Source organism: Paraburkholderia sp. CNPSo 3272 (genome assembly GCF_024206495.1).
Classification (GTDB): Bacteria; Pseudomonadota; Gammaproteobacteria; order Burkholderiales; family Burkholderiaceae; genus Paraburkholderia.
Genome location: NZ_JAMBPQ010000050.1, coordinates 1 through 22,371, shown reverse-complemented (window position 1 = coordinate 22,371; position 22,371 = coordinate 1). Strand labels below are relative to the sequence as shown.

22 protein-coding genes are annotated in these 22,371 nt (G+C 64.7%); 12 read left to right on the top strand and 10 right to left on the bottom strand.

Annotation, left to right across the window (positions count from 1 at the left end; all coding sequences use genetic code 11):
* Positions 1-20: 20 nt before the first annotated feature.
* From M3I53_RS33820 to M3I53_RS33810, 3 genes are all read right to left on the bottom strand, one after another.
* A complete protein-coding gene (locus M3I53_RS33820) occupies positions 21-1,355 on the bottom strand; it encodes a glutamine synthetase family protein (RefSeq protein ID WP_254320137.1) in 1,335 nt (444 codons plus the stop codon).
* A gap of 32 nt (positions 1,356-1,387) precedes the next feature.
* Complete coding sequence (locus tag M3I53_RS33815) at positions 1,388-2,197, bottom strand: gamma-glutamyl-gamma-aminobutyrate hydrolase family protein (RefSeq protein ID WP_254320136.1); 810 nt, start codon at positions 2,195-2,197, stop codon at positions 1,388-1,390.
* A gap of 278 nt (positions 2,198-2,475) precedes the next feature.
* On the bottom strand, positions 2,476-2,700 hold the full coding sequence (locus tag M3I53_RS33810; RefSeq protein ID WP_236596917.1) for a hypothetical protein: 225 nt from the start codon (positions 2,698-2,700) through the stop codon (positions 2,476-2,478).
* Between the two features lie 441 nt (positions 2,701-3,141).
* Between M3I53_RS33810 and M3I53_RS33805 the strand changes: the two genes are divergently transcribed.
* Together M3I53_RS33805 and M3I53_RS33800 are read left to right on the top strand one after the other, a co-directional pair.
* The gene (locus M3I53_RS33805; protein WP_254320159.1) at positions 3,142-3,693 is read left to right on the top strand and encodes a cupin domain-containing protein; all 552 of its coding nucleotides are present in this window, start codon (positions 3,142-3,144) and stop codon (positions 3,691-3,693) included.
* Positions 3,694-3,773: 80 nt separating this feature from the next.
* A complete protein-coding gene (locus tag M3I53_RS33800) occupies positions 3,774-5,261 on the top strand; it encodes an aldehyde dehydrogenase (protein ID WP_254320135.1) in 1,488 nt (495 codons plus the stop codon).
* A 19-nt stretch (positions 5,262-5,280) separates the two neighbouring features.
* Here M3I53_RS33800 and M3I53_RS33795 read toward each other — a convergent pair whose 3' ends face one another.
* Complete coding sequence (locus tag M3I53_RS33795; protein WP_254320134.1) at positions 5,281-5,724, bottom strand: MarR family winged helix-turn-helix transcriptional regulator; 444 nt, start codon at positions 5,722-5,724, stop codon at positions 5,281-5,283.
* Positions 5,725-5,957: 233 nt separating this feature from the next.
* Here M3I53_RS33795 and M3I53_RS33790 point away from each other — a divergent pair, with 233 nt between their 5' ends.
* From M3I53_RS33790 to M3I53_RS33780, 3 genes are all read left to right on the top strand, one after another.
* Entirely contained in the window at positions 5,958-7,445 is a 1,488-nt protein-coding gene (locus M3I53_RS33790) for a DHA2 family efflux MFS transporter permease subunit (RefSeq protein ID WP_254320158.1), read from the top strand.
* Positions 7,446-7,514: 69 nt separating this feature from the next.
* Positions 7,515-8,456 (top strand): AEC family transporter, encoded by a 942-nt coding sequence (locus tag M3I53_RS33785; RefSeq protein WP_254320133.1) that lies wholly within the window; start codon positions 7,515-7,517, stop codon positions 8,454-8,456.
* Positions 8,457-8,519: 63 nt separating this feature from the next.
* Positions 8,520-8,723, top strand: a complete 204-nt coding sequence (locus M3I53_RS33780) for a glycine zipper 2TM domain-containing protein (RefSeq protein ID WP_254320132.1) — start codon at positions 8,520-8,522, stop codon at positions 8,721-8,723.
* A gap of 15 nt (positions 8,724-8,738) precedes the next feature.
* Here M3I53_RS33780 and M3I53_RS33775 read toward each other — a convergent pair whose 3' ends face one another.
* The 3 genes from M3I53_RS33775 to M3I53_RS33765 form a co-directional block, all read right to left on the bottom strand.
* Positions 8,739-9,584, bottom strand: a complete 846-nt coding sequence (locus M3I53_RS33775) for a carbohydrate ABC transporter permease (protein WP_069261599.1) — start codon at positions 9,582-9,584, stop codon at positions 8,739-8,741.
* On the bottom strand, positions 9,581-10,486 hold the full coding sequence (locus M3I53_RS33770; protein WP_133185700.1) for a carbohydrate ABC transporter permease: 906 nt from the start codon (positions 10,484-10,486) through the stop codon (positions 9,581-9,583). Before M3I53_RS33770 ends, M3I53_RS33775 begins: the two co-directional genes overlap by 4 nt.
* Before the next feature lie 185 nt (positions 10,487-10,671).
* Positions 10,672-11,904 carry an ABC transporter substrate-binding protein gene (locus tag M3I53_RS33765; protein ID WP_254320131.1) on the bottom strand — a complete coding sequence of 411 codons (1,233 nt, stop codon included), beginning with the start codon at positions 11,902-11,904 and terminating at the stop codon, positions 10,672-10,674.
* Positions 11,905-12,194: 290 nt separating this feature from the next.
* Between M3I53_RS33765 and M3I53_RS33760 the strand changes: the two genes are divergently transcribed.
* From M3I53_RS33760 to M3I53_RS33750, 3 genes are all read left to right on the top strand, one after another.
* Positions 12,195-12,977 carry an SDR family oxidoreductase gene (locus M3I53_RS33760; RefSeq protein ID WP_254320130.1) on the top strand — a complete coding sequence of 261 codons (783 nt, stop codon included), beginning with the start codon at positions 12,195-12,197 and terminating at the stop codon, positions 12,975-12,977.
* Positions 12,978-13,039: 62 nt separating this feature from the next.
* On the top strand, positions 13,040-14,101 hold the full coding sequence (locus M3I53_RS33755) for an ABC transporter ATP-binding protein (protein ID WP_254320129.1): 1,062 nt from the start codon (positions 13,040-13,042) through the stop codon (positions 14,099-14,101).
* Positions 14,102-14,177: 76 nt separating this feature from the next.
* The gene (locus tag M3I53_RS33750; protein ID WP_069261604.1) at positions 14,178-15,089 is read left to right on the top strand and encodes a MurR/RpiR family transcriptional regulator; all 912 of its coding nucleotides are present in this window, start codon (positions 14,178-14,180) and stop codon (positions 15,087-15,089) included.
* A 3-nt stretch (positions 15,090-15,092) separates the two neighbouring features.
* Here M3I53_RS33750 and M3I53_RS33745 read toward each other — a convergent pair whose 3' ends face one another.
* From M3I53_RS33745 to M3I53_RS33735, 3 genes are read right to left on the bottom strand one after another with little or no spacing between them, the layout of a single operon-like run.
* On the bottom strand, positions 15,093-16,544 hold the full coding sequence (locus M3I53_RS33745; RefSeq protein ID WP_254320128.1) for a cytochrome P450: 1,452 nt from the start codon (positions 16,542-16,544) through the stop codon (positions 15,093-15,095).
* 54 nt (positions 16,545-16,598) lie between these two features.
* Complete coding sequence (locus tag M3I53_RS33740; RefSeq protein WP_254320127.1) at positions 16,599-17,477, bottom strand: IclR family transcriptional regulator; 879 nt, start codon at positions 17,475-17,477, stop codon at positions 16,599-16,601.
* Positions 17,465-18,337 carry an IclR family transcriptional regulator gene (locus M3I53_RS33735; protein ID WP_254320126.1) on the bottom strand — a complete coding sequence of 291 codons (873 nt, stop codon included), beginning with the start codon at positions 18,335-18,337 and terminating at the stop codon, positions 17,465-17,467. Before M3I53_RS33735 ends, M3I53_RS33740 begins: the two co-directional genes overlap by 13 nt.
* 274 nt (positions 18,338-18,611) lie before the next feature.
* Between M3I53_RS33735 and M3I53_RS33730 the strand changes: the two genes are divergently transcribed.
* The 4 genes from M3I53_RS33730 to M3I53_RS33715 all read left to right on the top strand — a co-directional run.
* A complete protein-coding gene (locus M3I53_RS33730; protein ID WP_254320125.1) occupies positions 18,612-19,571 on the top strand; it encodes an MBL fold metallo-hydrolase in 960 nt (319 codons plus the stop codon).
* A gap of 69 nt (positions 19,572-19,640) precedes the next feature.
* Positions 19,641-21,353 (top strand): FAD-dependent oxidoreductase, encoded by a 1,713-nt coding sequence (locus tag M3I53_RS33725; RefSeq protein ID WP_254320124.1) that lies wholly within the window; start codon positions 19,641-19,643, stop codon positions 21,351-21,353.
* An 18-nt stretch (positions 21,354-21,371) separates the two neighbouring features.
* Entirely contained in the window at positions 21,372-21,602 is a 231-nt protein-coding gene (locus tag M3I53_RS33720; protein ID WP_254320123.1) for a DUF2783 domain-containing protein, read from the top strand.
* A 315-nt stretch (positions 21,603-21,917) separates the two neighbouring features.
* The coding region (locus M3I53_RS33715; RefSeq protein ID WP_254319636.1) for a Crp/Fnr family transcriptional regulator at positions 21,918-22,371 on the top strand (454 nt) is incomplete at its 3' end.

The window sequence follows — 22,371 nt, the reverse complement described above, 5'->3', positions numbered from 1 at the left end:
TGCTGTATCTCCTTTCGTTCTTACACGTGCAGCAGCAGGTGCTTGCGTTCCCACGAACTGATCACGCGGAAATAGGCTTCGTATTCTGTTTCCTTGAGCGCGAGGTAGGCGCGCACGAACTTCTCGCCGAGGATGTCCTTGAGCGGCTCGCACGAGCCCATCAGCGTGAGGCCTTCCTCGAGATTGCGCGGCAGCTGGTAGGGCAGCGAGTAGCCGTCGCTCACGAGCGGTTCGGTGGGCTTGAGGTGCTGCGTCATGCCCAGATAGCCGGCGGCCAGCGTGCCGGCAATCGCGAGATACGGGTTGGTGTCAACGCCGGGAATGCGGTTTTCCACGCGGCGCGCAGCCGGCGACGAATACGGCACGCGGAAACCCACCGTGCGGTTGTCGTAGCCCCATGCCACGTTGATCGGCGCGGCCATGAAACGCGAAAGGCGGCGATACGAGTTGATGTACGGTGCGAAGATCGGCATGAGCGCTGGCGTGTACTTCTGCATGCCCGCGATATAGGCGTAGAACATGTCCGTGGGTTTGCCGTCGGCACCCGTGAAGAGGTTCTGGCCGCTTTCCGCCGAAACGAGGCTCTGGTGCACGTGCATGGCCGAGCCGGGTTCGTTCTCCATGGGCTTTGCCATGAACGTGGCGTACATGCGGTGGCGCAGCGCTGCTTCACGCACCGTGCGCTTGAACAGGAACACGCGGTCGGCGAGATTGAGCGGATCGCCGTGCAGGAAGTTGATCTCCATCTGCGCCGCGCCCACTTCGTGAATGAGCGTATCGACTTCGAGATCCTGAATATCGCAGTACTCGTAGATGTCCTCGAACAGCGGGTCGAACTCGTTCACCGCTTCGATCGAATACGCCTGGCGTCCCGTTTCAGGACGGCCCGTACGGCCAATGGGCGGTGCGAGCGGAATATCCGGGTCCTTGTTCATGTCGACGAGATAGAACTCGAGTTCCGGCGCGATCACCGGCTTCCAGCCCTTCGCGGCATAGAGGTCGAGCACGCGGCGCAGCACGCGGCGCGGCGAGATCTCCACAGGCGTGCCGTCGAAATGCACGCAGTCGTGAATCACCTGTGCGGTGGGGTCGACGGCCCACGGAATGATGCGGATCGTCGAGGGGTCGGGCACACACACCATGTCGGGGTCGGTGACGCCGGTGAAGCTCCCGTCTTCGGGGTAGTCGCCCGTCACGGTCTGGATCATCACGGCTTGCGGCAAACGCATCGCCTCGCCCGATTCGAACTTGCTGCGCGGGATGATCTTGCCGCGCGCAATGCCCGCCATGTCGGGGATGATGGCTTCGATTTCGGTGATGCGGTGCTTCTTCAGGAATTCGTCGATTTCATGCATGGTCGTTCTCTCTATTTCTGTATGGGCCGGCATCAGGCGTGGGCGGCGCGCGGCGCATGCGCCACGTCGTGTCCGGCCCCGCCCGGTATTCGGGCCAGCATGTGGTTGCGGCAGGCTTCGCCGAACGTGCGGAAGATGGCCGCGGAAAGCGCGTCGTCGGCGTATTTCCATTCCGGGTGCCACTGGACGCCGAGCGCGAAGCTCGGGGAGTTCGCTGCGCTCACGGCTTCGATGAGGCCGTCGGGTGCGAATGCCTCGGCTACGAGGCCTGCGCCCAGGCGTTCGATGCCCTGGCCGTGCAGCGAATTCACGCGTGCTTCGCGTGCGCCGCCCGCAAGCAGTTGCAGCACACCGCCTTCCACGAGCTTCAACGCGTGCGCCGGACCGTATTGCGTGTCAAGCGGATCGTCCTTGTTCTCGCGATGGTCGTCGTAGCGTGCAACGTTGTGCACCTGCTGATGCAGCGTGCCGCCGAACACCACGTTCATCTCCTGGAAGCCGCGGCAGATGGCGAGTACCGGCACGCCGGCCTCGATCGCGGCGCGCATGAGCGGCAGTGTGGTGGCGTCGCGAGCGGGGTCGTGCAGCGTGCCGCTCTCGCTCGCCGGGCCGCCATAACGATGCGGCTCGACGTTCGAATAGCTGCCCGTGAAAAGCAGTCCGTCCACGACTTCCAGTATGTCGGCCGCAGTCTGCCGCTCGCCCAGGGCGGGCAGCACGAATGCGAGCGTGCCTGCTCCATCCACAGCCGCGGCGATGTACTTCTCGCCGGCAACATGTGACGCGTGCGGTCCCATCATCGTGCGGTCGGCAGTGACGCCAACTAATGGTCTGGTTCGCATGACTAATGATTCGCTTGTTTGCCCGTACGCGAGGTGTCGGCGCTACGGGCGTGACATGACCTTGCAGCCTTGCGGGACGCAAAACTACAAACCCTGTGTGCTCCGCGCAGCGGCGCTAACGGATGGCGCTGCGCGTGGAGATCATGTAGGCGGTTCGTTTCTTGCCGTTGTGAGGCGCAACCGTGTTCAGGCGTGCGCAGCCACATCGCGAAGGCGCGACAAGACACTTCGCGAACCAACGACCGCGAAGAAAACGAACGGCGCTGGAAGGAGAGGCGCTAGGGCAGAAGCGACGCGACTTCGTCCGTGTGGACGGCAATAAAGGCGCGTGCGGAGACCGAGTTGTGACGCCGCACAGAGCGGCGGGAAAGGATCGTGAAGACGGACAGGAACAGGCGAGAGGCAAGCCTGCCGCTACTGCCGTCGGCGATGGCGGTGCAGTCACTGCGAAGACACCTCGCATGACTACGATCCCACCTCACCAGAGGGCCACGGACTCTCACAATAACACTCGACTGGTTGCGTTGAAAAAGGCGTTCGGTTCAAGCATTCGAGGTCGTCAATTTGAGTGATGCGTTAAACATTGAACGACATCGATGTATTGCTTTCCAAACTCGGCCGACTCGCTATGTTTCTCGCATAAAACGCGCTTTTTGCGTTGCAACGCGGCACAAACGATGCGGTGTTCGACCTGTGGTTCAGCATATACGAGTCAAAAAGGGCGTCAATTATTTTTTCAAGTTTTTGATGTCAGCACTTTCCCCGAGGGCCCCGTGAAATACCACGCTGTGCGAAATATCGGCTCCTGCACTTATATTTCGAATAACTTACGGGGGTTTGTACTGACGCAAAATAAAGCAAACTGATTAGAATATTCAACACCCCCCGCGCTGTTCGCGTGGTCTCACTGTCAACGGTCCTTCATCGTGTCCGAGTCCGCTTCTGTGTCGTCCGAAGTCGCCACACGCCTGCGCTATGTTCGCAAACGCTATGGTTTGTCACAGCGCGAGCTCGCCAAGCGCGCGGGCGTGACCAATGGCGCGATCTCGCTGATCGAGCAAAGTCGCGTCAGTCCCTCGGTGGGGTCGCTCAAGAAGCTGCTCGAATGCATACCGATGAGCCTCGCCGAATTCTTCACGTTTGATCTGACGGAAGGGACTGAAGTCGTGTCGCGGCGCGGCGAAATGCCGAACCTCGGCAACGAATCGATCGAGTTCTATCTGGCCGGCGCGAACATGAAGGACCGCAACATGGGCATCATGCGCGAGGTCTATCAGCCGCTTGCCGATACCGGCCCGGAAATGCTGGTGCACGCAGGGCACGAAGGCGGCGTGGTGGTCGCCGGACAACTCGAGCTGACCGTGGACGGCACGACCTGGCTGCTCGACCCCGGAGACAGCTACTATTTCGAAAGCCGCTTCCCGCACCGGTTTCGCAATCCCAGCGCGAACGAAGTCTGCGAAGTGGTGTCGGCCAATTCGCCGCCCACCTTCTGACTCCCTGATCGCGCGAACCCGTTTCACCTGACGCCGCATTGCGGCATGCAAGGTGGATCGCAAATCATTGAGGCATCCTGATGGACAAAACTTTCGCTTACTGGCAGGACAAGGCCGCGACGCTTTCGATCGAAGGCCGCGCATTCATCGACGGCGCGTATCGCGACGCGTATTCGGGCCGCACCTTCGATTGCGTGAGTCCGATCGACGGCCGCGTGCTCGTGAGTGTGGCGGATTGCGGCGCAGCCGATGTCGACGCCGCGGTCGGCGCCGCTCGCCGCGCGTTCGACGAAGGGGTATGGGCAGGCCTGAATCCGCGTGCACGCAAGGCCGTTCTGCTGCGGTGGGCCGCGCTCATGCGCGAGCATCTCGACGAACTCGCGCTGCTCGAAACGCTCGACGCAGGCAAGCCCATTAGCGACACGACGACCGTAGACGTGCCGGGCGCGGCTTATTGCGTGGAATGGTTCGCTGAAGCCATCGACAAGGTAGGCGGCGAAGTCGCGCCCGCCGATCATCATCTCGTGGGCCTCGTCACGCGCGAGCCCATTGGCGTGGTCGCCGCCGTCGTGCCGTGGAATTTTCCGATCCTGATGGCCTCGTGGAAATTCGGGCCGGCGCTCGCAGCGGGCAACAGCGTCGTGCTCAAGCCATCGGAGAAGTCGCCGCTCACGGCCATTCGCGTGGCGCAGCTCGCGCACGAGGCCGGCATTCCGGCGGGCGTGTTCAACGTGCTGCCCGGTGGCGGGGAGCCCGGCAAACTGCTAGGCCTGCATCGTGACGTGGACTGCATTGCGTTCACGGGCTCGACGAACGTGGGCAAGCAGATCATGCAGTACGCGGGGCAATCGAATCTCAAGCGCGTGTGGCTGGAGCTTGGCGGCAAGTCGCCCAACATCGTCTTGCACGATTGCCCGGATCTCGACCGCGCGGCGAACGCGGCGGCGGCCGCGATCTTCTACAACATGGGTGAAATGTGTACGGCGGGCTCGCGCCTGCTCGTCCATCACGAAATCAAGGACGTTTTCCTCACGAAGCTCGTCGAGGCCGCGAAGGCCTATAAGCCTGGGAATCCTCTCGATCCGGAGGTGTCGATGGGCGCGATCATCGACAAGATTCAGCTCGAGCGGGTGCTGAGCTATATCGAAGCCGGCCGCAAGGACTCTAAGCTGCTGACGGGCGGCGAACGCGTGAATGCACAGGGCGGCGGCTTCTACGTGGAACCCACGGTGTTCGATACGCATCACGACACGAAGATCGCGCGCGAGGAAATCTTCGGGCCGGTGCTGTCGGTCATCACGTTCAGCACGATCGACGAAGCGGTGCGCATCGCCAATGACAGTGACTACGGGCTCGCGGCTGCGGTCTGGACCGCGAACCTCACGCACGCGCACGAAATCTCGCGCAGGCTGCGTGCGGGCACGGTGTGGGTGAACTGCTACGACGAAGGCGGGGACATGAACTTCCCGTTCGGCGGCTTCAAAGAGTCCGGCAACGGCCGCGACAAGTCGTTGCACGCGCTCGAAAAATACACGGAACTCAAGTCCACGCTCGTGCGGCTGCGCTAACACCGGTTAGCGCTGCGGGTTACCGTTCCACCAGCGCGCCGAGATTGGCGCGCACCCGCTGAAGCATCGCGCTGAACTGCTCGGCTTCTTCAGGTGTGAAGCCCGCCAGGGCTTCCTCCTGGACTTCGTCGCCCACGCGGCGTGCGCCCGTGAGCACGCCTTCCGCCTTGGGCGTGAGGCTCACCAGCCATTCGCGGCGGTCATCCGGGTTGGGCGTGCGCACGACCCAGCCGCCTTCTTCCATGCGCTCGAGCAGCCGCCCCGCGGAAATGGGCGCCACTTCCAGCAGTTCGGCGAGGCGCGCCTGGTTCATGTCGCCGTAGTGCGCGAGGTACGCGATCATGCGGCACTGCGCGCGCGTGAGGTCGAGCGACGACTTCGCAAGCTCGTCGTAACGTTTGCCATAGAGCCGGCCCACGTCGACGACCAGGAAGCCAAAGCGCTTTTCGAGGTCGGTAGTCATCGCGCGATTATACGGGCGTGCGGCTTGTGCCTTCTCACGAGCGTTCTCTGCCTGGCGATACCGATTGCGTCGGCAGGGACGAGTCGTATAATAAGCAGGCTTATTAATTCGGCACGCTCCGCCCCCAATCAAGATAGCCGCAAGACAACCGCACGATGACCGCAGTCATGCAGGACGGCGCCGCCGCGCAGCATCGGGCGGAGTCGGGCAAGGAAGCCCCGCTCAACCGCGGCATGATCACGCTCTCGATCATGCTCGCCACGCTGATGCAAACGCTCGACAGCACGATCGCCAATGTCGCGCTGCCGCACATGCAGGGCACGCTGTCTGCCTCCCAGGACGAGATCACCTGGGTGCTCACCTCGTATATCGTCGCGGCCGCCATTGCCACGCCGCTCACGGGCTGGCTCGCCGACCGCTACGGCGTCAAGCGGCTGCTTGGCGTGGCGATTGCGGGCTTCACCGTCGCTTCGGCGCTGTGCGGGCTTTCCGAAACGCTCGGCGAGATCGTCGCTTCGCGGTTGTTGCAGGGCGTGTTCGGCGCGTCGCTCGTGCCGCTTTCGCAGTCCATTCTTCTCGATATCAATCCGCGCGAGCGCCAGGGGCAGGCCATGGCCGTGTGGGGCATGGGCGTGATGGTCGGCCCCGTGCTAGGGCCAACGCTCGGCGGCTGGCTTACTGATAGCTACAACTGGCGCTGGGTGTTTTTCATCAACGTGCCGGTGGGCCTGTTCGCGTTTTTCGGCGTCTCGACGTTCATGCCTGCGCGTGTGCCTGGCCGCTCGCAACGCTTCGACGTGTTCGGTTTCGCCACGCTCGCGCTCGCCATCGGCGCGCTGCAGGCCTTGCTCGACCGCGGCGAGCAGCTCGACTGGTTCGGCTCGCTGGAGATCCGCATCGAAGCGCTGGTGGCGGTCATTGCCTTCGCGTTCTTCGTCGTGCATACGGCTACCTCGGGGCCGGGCACGTTCTTTCGCTATCAGCTGCTCAAGGACCGCAATTTCGCCACGGGCACGCTCTTCATCTTCGTGATCGGCGCGGTGCTCTACGCCACACGCGCACTGCTGCCGCCCATGCTGCAGAACCTGATGGGCTATCCGGTCGCCACGACGGGGCTCGTGACCGCGCCGAGCGGCGCGGGCACCATGGTCGCCATGCTGATAGCGGGACGCATACTGAAACGCGTGGACGCGCGCATTATGCTGTTGTTCGGCTTCGTGGTCTCCGCGTACGCGCTCTGGCAGATGATGCAGTACACGCTCGTGCTGTCGCCCTCGGATATCGTGTGGCCTGGCGTGGTGCAGGGCTTCGGCCTCGGCTTCGTATTCGTGCCGCTGTCCGCACTGACTTTCTCGACGCTGACCCCGCAACTGCGCGCGGATGGCACGGCCACCTATAGCCTCATGCGCAACATCGGCAGCAGTATCGGCATTTCGATCGTGCAGACCTTCGTCACGCGCGGCACGCAGATCGCGCATTCGGACCTCGCCGCGAACATCACCCCGTTCAATCCGGCGGTTCAACAGATGCTCGAAAGCGGTTCGCGGTACGATCTCGCCGTGCTCAACCAGTCGATCACGCAGCAGGCCCAGATGATCGCGTATCTGAACGACTTCAAGATGATGTTCGTCGCGACGCTGCTCGTGATTCCGCTGCTTTTTCTGATCCGCACCGGCCCGAGCGCCGCCACCGTCGATACGAGTCACGCGGCGATGGATTAGCGAAACTGTTCGTCTTCCGTTTCACCCTGGCGCGCGGCAGGTCCGCGCGCTTTGCATTCACGAATCCCGATGCTTTCTGCCGTTTCCATTCTCCTGCCGGTCTTCGGCCTCATCTTTGCGGGCTTCGCCTGCCGTCGCACGAATGTCCTCGGCCCCGCCGCGGCTTCCGAGCTGAACCGCTTCGTCGTGTGGCTCGCGCTTCCGGCGCTGCTCTTCGATATCCTTGCGCACGCAACGTGGCATGAGCTTTATCAGCCGGCGTTCGTCGCTGCGTTCGGTATTGCCGGTCTCGCCGTGTTCATCGCGGTGGTGGGCGCGCGCGTGTTCCTCGGCCGCCCCCTTGCGGATGCGAGCATCGACGGGCTTGCCGCCGCGTATCCGAATACCGGCTACGTGGGCTTCCCGCTGTGCATGATCGCCTTCGGGCCGTCGAGCCTCACGCCCACGACCATCGCCACGATCCTCGTGGTCTGCGTGTTGTTCGCCATCGCCATCGTGCTGATCGAAACAGGACTGCAAAGCGAGCGGCGTCCGCACCGGCTCGCCATCAAGGTCGTGCGCTCGCTCGTGCGCAATCCGCTGCTGGTTGCGCCGGCGCTGGGGGCGGTCGTTTCGGCCGCGCATGTCACGCTCCCTGCTAGCGCGCAAACGTTCCTCAAGCTGCAGGGCGGCGCGGCGAGCCCGTGCGCGCTTGTGAGCCTCGGGCTCTTTCTCGCCGAACGCCGCGCGAGCGGCGAGACGCCGCGTGAGTCGTCGTGGTGGCTAACGCTCTGCAAGCTCGTCGCGCAGCCGCTGCTCACGTGGTGGCTGGCCGATCGCGTATTCGGGCTGCCTGACCAGCTCGTGGGAATCGCGGTGCTGCTCGCGGCGCTGCCCACGGGCACCGGGCCGTTCATGCTCGCCGAGTACTACCGGCGCGAGGCGCACGTCACTTCACGCACCATCTTGCATTCCACCCTTGGTTCGCTGGTTACGCTCACGCTGATCCTGCTGCATTTGCACCACGGCTGAACGCCGGCGCACCACGATGCTTGCTAGCACGAACGCCGGGACTATCGATCAGGAGAATCGGCGATGAACTGGCTACGACGCTCAAGCGCCGCGCGCGCCTTACTCGTCATCACCGTCGTGCTCACCACAGCGGGCACGGGAGCCTGCACGCTGGGCGGCGCCGCCGCGGGCGGCTATGTGGGCAACCGGGCCTCCAACGGCAGCGCGGTCGGCACCGTGGGCGGCGCCGTGGCCGGCGGCGTGATCGGCCATGAATTGAGCAAGTAGGCGCGAGACTTCCTGTTACTTCACTGCGCCTAGTGCGAGTCCCTTCACCATGTAGCGCTGCAGCCACGCGAAGACCACGGAAACCGGCAGCGTGGCCGCGAGCGTCGCCGCCATGACGAGCTGCCATTCCACGGTGTACTTGCCGGCCACCATGTCGGTGACCTGCACCGTGAGCGTCTTGTTCTCGGGCGAGCGGATCAGCGTGTAGACCACGGCGAACTCATTCCACGCGCTAATGAACGTGAAGATCGCCGTGACCACCACGGCCGGCACGGCGAGCGGCAGGAACACGCGGAACACGGCGCCCGTGCGGCTGCAGCCTTCGAGCCACGCCGATTCTTCGAGATCGCGCGGTACGGTCTGGAAATACGACGAGAGCATCCACACGGCAAACGCGATATTGAACGCCGCGTAAGAGACGATCACGCCGATCTTCGAATCGACGAGATTGCCGTCGCCGTACGGAATCATCGCGGCGAGCCGGAACAGGCCGACGACGAGCAGGATGGGCGAGAGCATCTGCGTGACGAGCAGGAACTGGCGGTACAGGCCGCGCCCGCGGAACGGAAAGCGCGCGAGCGCATAGGCGGCCGGCAGGCTCACGGCGAGTGCGAGCGCGGTGGAAAGACAGCTCACCACGATGCTGTTGCGCAGCGCGACGCCGAAGTTCGCGGCCTGCCACATGTCGACGTAGTTCTGCCAGCGCCATTGCATCGGCAGCCAGCGCGCCGGATAGACGAACACTTCCGAAGCCGGCTTGAACGAGGTGAAGAACATCACCGCGAACGGGAACAGCACGGCCACGACGAGCGGCGAGAGCACGAGCCAGCACCAGATCGAGCGTTTGAGCTTGCGGTTCATGCCAGGTCTCCTTCGGCGCTGCCGCGTTTTGCCTGCAGGCGCAGGTAGACCACCGAAAAGGCGAACAGGATGACGAGCATGATGAGCGAGACGGCGGCGGCTTCGCCTGGTCGTCCTAACCGGAAGCCGAGTTCGTAAAGGTACGTGACGAGAATATGCGTGCTGTCGTCGGGGCCGCCTTGCGTCATCACCCAGATGATCGGGAACGAGTTGAACACGTAGATCACGTTCAGCAGGACCGCCATGTTGATGAACGGCTTGAGCAGCGGCAGCGTGAGCTGGCGGAACTGTTGCCAGGCGCTCGCGCCGTCGATGCGCGCGGCTTCGTAGATATCGCCCGGTACCGAGGAAAGGCCGCCCAGCAGGATGGTGGTCGTGAACGGGATCGACACGAGTATGCCCACGCAGATTTCCACCGGGAACGCATACTCGGGTGTGGCGAGCCAGTGGATCGGCCCCGACGTGAGGCCGAGGCGCTGCAGCGTGACGTTGACCATGCCGTAGTCGTCGTTGAACGCCCAGCGCCAGACCACGGCCGTCATCGTGAGCGAGACGGACCACGGCAGCATGACGATCGTGCGCGCTATGCCGCGGCCGTAAAAGTCCTGATTGAGCACCAGCGCGACCGGCACGGAAATCCCGACCGTCCCCACCACGACGAAGAATGTCCAGATCAGCGTGTTCCTCAGGGCGCTCATGAACACCGGGTCGCCGAACACGTTATAGAAGTTCTGCAGGCCGCTGAAGTCGCGAATCTGCCCGAAGCGCGACACATCGTGCAGCGACTGATACACGATGTTGAAGATTGGATAGCTGATGATGAAGAGCGCGAGCACGAGACTCGGCACGATCAGGAGCCAGGGCGCGCGGGGCGCGGAAACAGCGCGGGGTAGTCGGCTCATGCGGGTTCGTGCGCGTGATCGGTCGGGGGCATCGCCGGCCGATGCTGCGGCGGGCGAGGGCTTCAGGGGACCCGTGGTCATGTCGAATCTTCAGTGCTTCGAAACGTCGGTTCTGAGGCGTTGCGGCGCGCGCCGGGAAATGGCGGGCGCGCGCCGGGGTTGCAGTTAAGGCCTGCTTGCCAGACTTACTTGCCGAGCGACTTGTTCGCTTCGGTGGCCGCCTGGTTCAGCGCATCGGCGGGCTTGGCCTTGCCGAGATAGACCGACTGCATCGCGTTGGTCACAGCCTTTGCGGTATCTTCCCAGCCCGTTACGGTCGGCGCGAACTTCGCATGCGGCAGCAGCGCGATGAAGGCTTGCGTGTCCGGATTCTGGAAAGCCGGGTCGCTCGCTTCAGCCTTGGTGGTCGGCAGGAAGCCTTCCGTGCTCGTGAATTGCACGCGCGGTTCCTTCGTGAACAGGAAGTCCAGGAACTTCCAGGCGCTCTGCTTCGCCTTGGAGTTCTTGAACATCATGATCGAGTCGGTCACCGCGTAGGTGGCGGGGGTCGTTGCTACCGGGATCGGGTCGATGCCGTACTTGATGTTCGGTGCTTCCTTCTGCAACTGCTTGGCGAGGAACGGCGCCGAGATCATCATTGCCACGCGGCCTTGCTTGAAGAGGTTCTGCACGTCTTCGCGGCTGTAGCCCGTCACGCCCGGCTGCGTGAGACCTTCGTCGATCATGCTCTTGTAGAGCGTCGCGGCCTTCACGCCAGCCGGCGAGTTGAACGCCGCCTTGCCGTCCTTGCCCACCACTTCGCCGCCGTGGGTCCACAACGCGTAGTAGAAATACACGTCGGTTTCGATTTCCTTGCCCTGCAGACCGAAGCCCGCAATGCCCTTCGCCTTGAGCTTCTTCGACGCGTCGATCACGTCGTTCCACGTCTTCGGGCCTTGCGGATAGCCGACCGAAGCGAGCATGTCCTTGTTGTAGTACAGCGCGCGCGCCGAAGCGGCGATCGGCAGGCCGTAGGTCTTGCCGTTGATTTGACCCGGAGCCAGGAACGGACCGATGAAGCGGCCCTTGAAGTTCGCATCCATGTACGGGTCGAGCGGCTCGGCAATGTCGTCCTTCACGAAGTCGAGCAGCCACCGCGTGCCGATGATCGCGAGGTCGGCGTTCGCGCCGCCGGAGATGTCCGTTTGCAGCTTCTGTTGCAGCGAGTCCCAGTTCACGTCTTCGATCTTGATCGTGATGCCGGGATTGGCGGCCTCGAACTGCTTGGCCATTTTCTCGAAGTACGGCGCGGTGGCGTCGCTGTAGTGGGCGACGGTCACGCGGACCGTATCGGCGTGCGCCGCGGCGGTGATGCCGGCGAATGCTAGCGCGACGGCGAGCTTGCCGAGCATGGTGGTTGCACGTGCCTGAAACGACATTCTCTTTCTCCTAAGTGGTTGTTCCTGCTTATGCCGCCGCCTTGACCCGGCTGCTGGGTTGCGTTGTTTGAAAAAATCCTACAGGATGAAAAAAGCGTTGTCACCTGGTAAACGCGATATTGTTTCGAGCGCCGAAATTTGCATAACATGCTGTAAAACAGGGGGAATTCATGCGCTGCAGCAGCGCGGCGCACTCGGTATAAACCCGCATACGGATCGCTGTATGGCATTCGTATGTAGGAAATTTTCAGGCTCTCCGGCACTGCTGGCGAGCCGCACGGAGAGTCGACATGAGCCGGGTGGTGCTGGTGACGGGCGCGAGCGGCGGCATAGGCCGCGCGCTGTGCAAACGGTTTCTGGAAGCGGGCGACACGGTGCTCGCGCTCGACCGCGACGCGGCGGGTGTGCAACAGCTCGCGGCGGAGTTCGGCGAAGCGGGCGCGGCGCGCCTCGAACCGCTCGCCGCCGACGTGAGCGATCAGGACGCCGTAACCGCAGCCGTGGCGCGCGGCGTGGCGGCGCGCGGCCCGGTGGACGTGGCCGTGCCGAACGCGGGCGGCGCGCTCGGCACGACGCTCGCGCATACCGACGCCGCGAGCTGGCGGCGCGACATCGACCTGAACCTGAACGGGACCTACTACACGGTCGAAGCCGTGCGCGCCTCGATGATCGAGCGCCGGCGCGGCGCGCTCGTGCTGATTGGCTCGGTGAACGGCCTTTCGGCGCTCGGCCACCCCGCGTACAGCGCGGCGAAGGCAGGCCTCGTGAGCTACACGAAGGCGCTCGCCATGGAGCTGGGGCCCCACGGCATACGCGCGAACATCGTTTGCCCCGGCACGGTGAAGACGCCTGCGTGGCGCGCGCGCGTCGAGCAGCATCCGAAGATCTTCGAAGAACTAAGCAAGTGGTATCCGCTCGGCGACGTGGCCACGCCCGAGGACATCGCCGACGCCGTGCAGTTTCTCGCCTCGGCGCAGGCGCGCGTGATCACGGGCGTGGCGCTGCCCGTGGACGCGGGCCTCATGGCGGGCAACCGGATGATGGCGAACGAGCTGACGCTCGATCCGTTCTGAGGCGTGCTCGCGGCGAATTGACCTGAGCGACCTGAAAAAGACTTCACGCAAACGAGGACAGCATGGCAGCGGTACAACTGAACGGCATTTACAAGCGCTATGGCGACACCCAGGTCGTGCACGGCGTCGACCTCGATATCGAAGACGGCGAATTCGTCGTGCTCGTCGGCCCCTCGGGTTGCGGCAAGACCACGGTGATGCGCATGATCGCCGGCCTCGAAGACATCTCCGGCGGCGACCTCACCATCGGCGGCACGCGGGCGAACGCGCTGCCGCCGCAGCAGCGCAACATCTCGATGGTCTTCCAGAGTTACGCGCTCTACCCGCATCTCTCGGTGTACGACAACATCGCGTTCGGTCCGCGCATTCGCAAGGAGCGCGAGAATGGTTTCAGGCCGCGCATCGAAGCCGCCGCGAAAATGCTCAACCTGTCGAGCTACCTCGAGCGCCTGCCGCGCGCGCTCTCCGGCGGCCAGCGCCAGCGCGTCGCCATGGGCCGCGCCGTGGTGCGCGAGCCTGCGCTGTTCCTGTTCGACGAGCCGCTTTCGAACCTCGACGCCAAGCTGCGCGTGCAGATGCGTACCGAGATCAAGGCCCTGCACCAGCGTCTGCGCAACACGGTGGTGTACGTCACGCACGACCAGATCGAGGCGATGACGATGGCGGACCGCATCGTCGTGATGAACGCGGGGCGCATCGAACAGATCGGCCGCCCGCTCGACCTCTACGACAAGCCGGGCAACCTGTTCGTGGCGAGCTTCCTGGGTTCGCCTTCGATGAACTTCGCCGAGGGCACGGTGATGAGCGACGCGCGCGGCACGGCGCTCGTGCTCGAAGACGGCGTGCGTATTGCGCTGCCGGAAGGCAAGGCCCAGGCGGGCGCGCGCGTGACGCTCGGCGTGCGCCCCGAGCACATCGAGGCGGGCGGCGACGTGCCGTTCACCGTCGACGTGATCGAGCCGACTGGCGCGGAGACCCACTTGTACGGGAAAATAGGCGCGACGACATGGTGCGTCACCACGCGCGCGCGCCCGGACGTTGCTCCGGGCCAGCGCATGACGCTAGGTTTGCCTTTGGCGCACCTGCATCTGTTCGATACTGAAAGCGGCAAGCGGCTCGATTGAAGCGGAAGCACGCATCGAAACTGGATAGCGGGCCCTCATGTGAGCAGAACCTGGTATCTTCCACGGGAAAAACAGCTTGCCGGTCTCCAACCTGATCCATCACATCCGCAATGTCGCGGAGTCGCTGCGTCCCGCCGAGCGCAAGGTCGCGGAGATGGTGCTCGCCGACATCGACTTCGCCATGCGCGGGAGCATCACCGAACTCGCGTTGCGCGCGGACGTGTCCGAGCCCTCCGTCACGCGCTTTTGCCGCGCGGTGGGTGCGCACGGCCTGCGCGACTTCAAGATGCGGCTCGCGCAGAGCGCGGCGGGCAACGTGCCCTTCGCGCTCGCCACGGAGATGACGGGCGGCGAGGCGAGCGGCGCCGGGTGGGCCGGCGAGGTCGGCACCTTGCTCGACAAGGTGACGGAGTCGGTCGTGCAGGGCGTGACCCACGCGCGCGCTTCGCTCGATACGGCGGTGTTCGAGGCTGCCGTCGCGGCGCTCTCCAGCGCGCGTCGAGTGTATTTTTTCGGCGTGGGCGCGGGTTCTGGGCTCGTTGCGCAAGACGCGGCGCTGCGCCTGCTGCGGCTCGACATCGCCGCGAGCGCGTTCACGGATGCGCATTTGCAGCGTCTTTATGCGGCGCTGCTCGAACCGGGCGACGTGGCGTTCGCGATTTCGCAGTCGGGGCGCAGCGTGGAAGTGAACGAGAGCATCCAGATCGCCAAGGAGCGCGGTGCGACGACCATCGCGCTCACGAGTGCGGGCTCGCGTCTCGCGTGGGTGGTCGATATTCCTCTCTTGCTGCGCGTGCCGGCCGCGAGCGATGCGCATGCGCCCGCCGTGGTGCGCATCGCGCATCTCGCCGTGCTCGACGCGCTCGCGCTGGGCGTGTCGCTCGGGCTCGGGCCCAAGGCGCTTGCCAAGATGCGCGATGCGCAGGCGCGCAGCGATGGCGCGCCCGACGATGCCTCCACGGTTGGCACGCCCGAGGACGGACGTTGACGCTTAGGCGAACGCGGCGTGTTCGCGCGGCTTGAGCTTCACCGGCATCGTGTCCGGCACCATCGTGAACGCCTGCACTTCCTGAATCTTCGCGGGATCGATCGCCAGTTCGATCGTGAACGACTGCATCAGCATCGAGAGCGCGAGGCGCATTTCCACCGTCGCGAGATGGCGGCCGGGACACACGCGCGGCCCGGCGCCGAACTGCAGATAAGCGCGTACGTCATGGGCTTTTCCATCATCAGCTTCGCGTTCGCCGCGCTTCATCCAGCGCCACGGATCGTAGCGCTGCGGATCGGCAAAGTGCTTCGCGTCGAGCATGGCGGGACGCGCGACGAAGAACATGCGCGTGCCCTTGGGCAACGCCACGTTGTCCACCACGACATCTTCCAGCGGCTCGAACGAATGCACCGACGCCACCGGGCGCAGACGCGTGGCTTCGATGCAGATCGCCTCGAAAATATCGAGGTCTTTCAACGTGGCGTAGTCGGGGCATACCGACGAATTGCCGAGCACGCGTGAGGCTTCGTCGCCGAGATGCTGCTGCAAGGCCGTATCCGCGGCGAGGTAGGGCAGCGTCCACGCGATGGAATCGGCGGTCGTGTCTTCACCCGCGATGAGGAGCGTGAGTACGTTTGCGCGAATCTGCGCGTCGCTGATGGTCGTCTCACCGCCCGGCGCCTGCTGCTGCGAGAGCATCGCTTCGAGCAGATTGCGCGGCGCATCCGACGGCTCGTCGCGCATGCGGTCGCGGGCGCGCGCCATCATCGCGTTGACGTAGCGGTGCACTTCCTCGAGCGAGCGCTCGAGCTTGCGGTCCGCCGGCAGTTTGACATATCGCCAGTACGGAAAGAGCGCATTGGTGCGCCTCATCACGCCCGGCAGGATGCGCTCCAGGTGCTCCTGAATCACGCCGTGATCGCGCTCCAGCGTGCGCGGATCTTCGCCGAACGCGAGCGCGCTCGTCACGTCCACCGTGTAGCGCTTGAGGTCGTCGGTCATCTCGACGGTTTCGCCGCGCTCGGCCGCGCGTTGCCAGCGAGTGTGAAGACGCTGCGCGATATCGGCCAGCGTGGGGTAGAACGCCTTGATGTTGGGTATCGAGAGCGCCTGCATCACGAGCTTGCGCTGCGGTTCCCATGCAACGCCTTCCGCCGAGAAAAGGCCGTTGAAGCCCATTTCCTCGAACACCGCTTCGATGGGCTGATAGCGGCGGAAGCGATGCGGGCGCTCGCGCATGATCTGCTGGATCAGTTCGGTATCGGTCCAGATCGTGATGGGGATGCCGCCCACCTGGAAGCGGTAGGGCGCGCCGAGTTCGGCGGCCCATTGCTCGAGGATCAAATGCAGACGCGGCGGCGAAAGCTGCAGCAGATTGCCGACGAGCGGCAAGCCGCGCGGGCAGGGGAGGTCGGCGATCTGGCGCAACGCTTGTCCGGCGGATGCCGTGCTCATATGCAGGTTCTCATTGGGGGGCCGTGCCGTTCTTGTATCACGCGAGGGTGGCGATTATAGCGGCGCGGCCGCCGCGCCTTCCATATAACCAAAGCGCCGCGAGAGGCGTTCCGCGGCGGCGATCAGCAGTTGCGTTGCCGTGCCTTCGCGTGCGATGTCGAGGCTGCCCGAAGGGCCCATCACCGCGAGCACGAGGCACACGCTGCCGGTGTGGTCGAACACGGGCGCGGTCACGGTGCTGATGCCGGGAATGGGTTTGTCGAGCGCCGTGTCCACGCCCTCGGTGCGAATGGCGGCGAGCCGCGCGAGGTAGGCGGGCGTGGCGCCTTCGCGCGGCTTCGCGCCCGCGAGCCGCAGTTCGTCCTGGGCGAGGAGGGCTGCGCGCACGTCGTCGTCGACCCATGCGGCAAACACGCGCCCGATCGACGTGTTGACGAGCGACATCACCGTGCCGGGGCGCAGGCTCACGTGCAGCGGCAGCGCCGATTCTTCGAGACGCACGACGGTCGGGCCGAGCGGCCCCGGCACCGCTAGCGCGACGCTCATCGCAGTGGCGGCGGCGAGGCCGACCAGCTCGGCATCGGCTTCACGAACCGGCGAAAGACGCGCAAGGCCGATCAGGCCGAGTTCGAGACTGAGCGGTCCCGCTTCGTAGCGGCCCGCCGCGTCGCGCGCGAGCAGGCCGATCTTCTGCAGGCTCACGAGGTGCGGGAAGGCCTTGGCGGGCGCCATGCCCGCGGCGGCAGCGAGGTCGCGCAACGGCAAGGGCGTGCCCGCCGCGACGAGCGCGGCGAGCAGCTCGCCCGTTACATCGAGCGACTGGATGCCGCGTTGCGGTTTGTCGGCGGCTTCGGCTGCATTGCCGGCTGCGGCGTCTTCGCTGGCGGCTTGCGTTGCGTCGTCGCGCGGAGGCCTGGAGCTTACTCGGGGCATGTCGGTGTCGATGAAAAAGCGGCGGCGGTGATTTCGGCAGCGGCGTCGCGCAGCGCGCGCACGACCGCGCCGTTCGCGCGCACGTCGAGCACCCCGCTCGCGCCAATGGCGGTGAGGGTGAGGCTCAGTTCGCGCCCAGGGCCGAGCACGGGCACGCATACGCTACTTACGCCGGGGCTGGGCGCGTCGATGGCGAGTTCGTAGCCGCGCGCGCGGATGGCGTCGAGCGAGGCGAGGAAGGCGGCATCCGGCGTGCTTTCCTGGGGCGCGCCCGCGGCACTGGGCACGTGGCTGGTCCCGCGCCACACCGGATGCGCGGTTTGCGTGGCCCACGCGGCTTCGAGCGCCTGGGGCCCAAGGAACGCGCAGAACACGCGGCCCGTGGCCGTGGCGCGCAGCGACATCACCGTGCCGACGTGGAGGTTCACGTGCAGCGGCAGGCTTGCGTGCTCGTAGCGCACGATCGTCGGCCCCTGCGGCCCTGCGATGCATAGCGCGACGCTGCAATTAAGCGCCTGCGCCAGCGCGGCGGCGCGCGGCACGGCTTCGCGCAGCGCGGGTTGCTGCGCGAGATGCAGCAGGCCGAGGCGCAGCGCGAGCGGGCCGGGTTCATAGCGCCCCGAAAGCGCGTCGCGCTTGATGAGCCCGAGGCGCGTCAAGCTCACGAGATAGGCGTGCGCCTGGCTCGACGGAATATCGCCGCTCGCCGCGAGATCGGTGGCGCCAAGCGGCGCGCGCGCGTCGGCGAGGGCGCGCAGCAGGCGTCCGCCTACTTCCACGCTCTGGATGCCGCGCTGCGTGCGGGCGGCCAGCGCGCTGCTTTCCTGCGCGGATGCGGCGCTGTCGTTGCGACGTCTCATTGCGCTTTTCTCTGGCTGAAAAAGGGTCCATGTTAACTGAACGGCGGCAGACGTACGGACCGCAACGTGCTTTAGCAAGAAATTAGCGTATAGCAACGTAATTCGCTATTGACAGATAAAAACGGGAAGACCATCATGGCCTCACCCCGGCACAACAGCGGTCCATTTCAATTCCAAACGGGGCGAGACAACCAGGGCTGGCGCCCAACGCGCCCGGCCCGTGTGCGCTTCGCCCCGCCCCGGCTTCAAGAGCCCCTCGATACGGAGACTCAACATGGCAAAGGCGTTCGCATCCCAGGCCGACCTCGAAGAGAAGAAGGTCACGTTCACGCAGCTCTCGGAAAACGCATACGCGTACACCACGGAAGGCGACCCCAACTCGGGCGTCATCATCGGCGACGACGGCGTGCTGATCGTCGACACCACGGCCACGCCCGCCATGGCGCAGGACCTCATCGCGAAGATCCGCACCGTTACCGACAAGCCCATCAAATACGTCGTGCTCTCGCACTATCACGCGGTGCGCGTGCTGGGCGCTTCGGCGTACTTCAAGGAAGGCGCGCAGCAGATCATCGCGAGCCGCGGCACGTATGAAATGATCGTCGAGCGCGGCGAAGCCGACATGAAGTCGGAAATCGAGCGCTTCCCGCGCCTGTTCGCGGGCGTCGAAACGGTGCCGGGCCTCACGTGGCCCACGCTCGTGTTCGAGAAGGAAATCACGCTGTTCCTCGGTAAGCTCGAAGTGAAGATCGCGCACCTCGGCTCGGGTCACACGAAGGGCGACACGGTGGTGTGGCTGCCGCAGCAGAAGGTGCTGTTCTCGGGCGATCTCGTCGAATACGACGCCGCGTGCTATTGCGGCGACGCCCAGCTCGCCGACTGGCCCGCCACGCTCGAAGCGCTGCGCTCGCTGGGCGCCGAAAAGCTCGTGCCGGGCCGCGGCCCCGCACTGCTCAACCCCGCGGAAGTCAACAAGGGTCTCGACTACACGAAGGACTTCGTGACCACGCTGCTCGCGCAAGGCCGCGCCGCCGTGGCGCAGAAGCTCGACCTGAAGGGCGCGATGTCGCTCACGCGCGAGGCGATGGATCCGAAGTTCGGCCACGTGTTCATCTATGAGCACTGCCTGCCGTTCGACGTGACGCGCGCGTATGACGAGGCGAGCGGCATTACGCATCCGCGCATCTGGACGGCGCAGCGCGACAAGGAGATGTGGGACGCGTTGCAGGATTGAAGCGCCAGTTAAGTGCCAGGTGAGTGCCAACTGCGAGACCGGGCACGAGATGACACGGTGGAGACAAGAATGATCGACTATCAGACGCTGAGCTTCGACTACGCGCGATGCAGCGAACAAACCCCGGATGCCGCCGCGTGCGTGCGTCCGGTCGTGGTGGTCGGCGCGGGGCCGGTGGGCCTCGCGACGGCCATCGACCTCGCGCGGCAAGGCGTGCCGGTGGTGCTCGTGGACGACGACTGCACGCTTTCCACGGGCTCGCGCGCCATCTGCTTTTCCAAGCGTTCGCTCGATATCTTCGACCGCCTCGGCTGCGGCGATCGCATGGTCGAAAAGGGCGTGAGCTGGAACGTGGGCAAGGTGTTCCGCAAGGACGAACTCGTCTATACGTTCAACCTGCTGCCCGAGAGCGGCCATCATCGGCCGGCTTTCGTGAATCTTCAGCAGTACTACGTGGAAGGCTACCTGCTCGAACGTGCGCAGGCATTGCCCAACCTCGAAATCCGCTGGAAAAACAAGGTGACGGGCGTCGCGCAGCACGGCACGCCGGGCGCCGCCGATGCGCACGTCGCGCTCGAGATCGAAACGCCCGACGGTCCGTACACGCTGCTCGCGCGCTACGTGGTGGCCGCCGACGGCTCGCGAAGCCCGCTGCGCAAGCTGCTCGGCCTCGATAGCCACGGCCGTACGTTCAAGGACCGCTTCCTCATCGCCGACGTGAAGATGGAAGCCGATTTCCCCACCGAACGCTGGTTCTGGTTCGATCCGCCGTTCCATCCTAACCAGTCGGTGCTGCTGCATCGCCAGCCCGACAACGTCTGGCGCATCGACTTCCAGCTCGGCTGGGACGCCGACCCGGTGCTGGAAAAAACGCCCGAGCGCGTGATTCCGCGCGTGCGCGCGCTGCTCGGGCCCGACGTGAAGTTCGAGCTGGAGTGGGTGAGCATCTACACGTTCTCGTGTCTGCGCATGGACAGCTTCCGCCAGGGCAACGTGCTGTTCGCGGGCGACTCGGCGCATCTGGTCTCGCCGTTCGGCGCGCGCGGCGCGAATAGCGGTTTCCAGGACGGCGAGAACCTCGCATGGAAGCTCGCGATGGTGCTGGAGAACCACGCGCCCGACGCGCTACTCGACACCTACGCGAGCGAGCGCGAATACGCCGCCGACGAAAACATCCGCAACTCCACGCGCTCGACCGACTTCATCACACCGAAGAGCGCGGTGAGCCGCGTGTTCCGCGACGCCGTGCTCACGCTCGCCCGCGAGCATGCGTTTGCGCGGCAGCTGGTGAACAGCGGCCGGCTTTCCGTGCCTGCAGTGCTGCGCGAATCGACCTTGAATACGCCCGACGAAGAGACGTTCGACGGCCAGATGGAGCCGGGCGCTTCGTGTGCAGACGCGCCGGTGCAAAACGCAGCGGGTGACGAAAGCTGGCTGCTCGCGCATCTGGGCGACCAGTTCGCGGGCCTCGTGTTCGGTCGTTCAGGCTCGGCGTTCGATATCGCGACGCTCGACACGCTGCAGGCGCTCTCGCGTTCTGCGGTGCCGCTCAAGTTCGTGGTGATGCTCGAAGGCGATGCGGCGGTGCCCGCGGGTCTGCCCGCATCGACGGTGGTGTTGCGCGACGCGCAGGGACTGGCGGCGCAGCGCTACGGCGCGCAGGACGGCGCGTTCTATCTTATTCGTCCGGACCAGCACGTGAGTGCGCGCTGGCGGCGCGTCGATGCGGTGCGCGTGCAGAGCGCGCTCAAGCGGGCGCTGTGCGTGCAAGGCACCGCATAGAGGAACGAGGAGACAACCATGCTGAACACCCAACCGAACCTGGCAAGACCGGACGACTTTTACGAAGCGCTGATCGACATGCATCGCGATCTCGACGAAGCGCAGAGTCAGTCGGCCAATGCGCAGCTGATCCTGCTGCTCGCGAACCACATCGGCGAGCACGAAACGCTGATGCAAGCGCTTCGCTTCGCCCGCGCAGGCATGAGCGCGCCGGCGAGCAACGGCGCGACGGGAAAACTTGCGGCGTGAAAGACTGAAAGAGACGAACGGCGTTGACACATACGGCCAGTGCAAACTGGCCGTATTCATTTTCTCCATGCAATTCATCGCCTATTTGCGCACTTCTCGCGCAAGCAATCGTTTGCGTTTGCAAAGCGCGCATGACACCTCGGCGCACTGGCTCGCGCCAACGGCTTTCGGCATGCTTTCCGCGCGTGCCATCTATGCAAACTGATTCAAGAACGCCTTGGGAAACGCCGTAAACGCGACACATAGCAACCACTTCGCAAAGCATAAGATAGTCAGACAAATGCGCGCGATGGAATCGTTTTCCGGGGATAGAACTTGAATCGCAGTCAAACATGGTCGCGTACGGCGGCGCCGGGCGAGATCATTTATTCGGAAGGCTTTGCAGGCGAACGATTGATTTTCGTGATCGCCGACGGCAAGGTCGAAATCTCCACCCGCTGCGACGACAAGAAAGTCGTGATGGCTACGCTCGGACGCGGCGAATTTTTCGGCGAGACCGCGCTGCTCAGTGCGGAACCGCGATCGAACACGGCGAAGGCGCTCAGTTTTTGCCAGCTGACCGTCGTGCCGGCGAGCCTCATCGAAGAAGAACTCGAACGCGTCACGCCGATGCTGCGCCATGTGGTGCGCACGCTCACGCGGCGTGTCAAGGCGAAGGACGATCTGCTCGCCACCTACACCCATGCCGACTTCATGCCGGGCGTACTGTCGTACGCGCATGTGCTCGCGCTGATCGCAGGGGCGAGCGATCGCGCCGAAAGCGGCGATA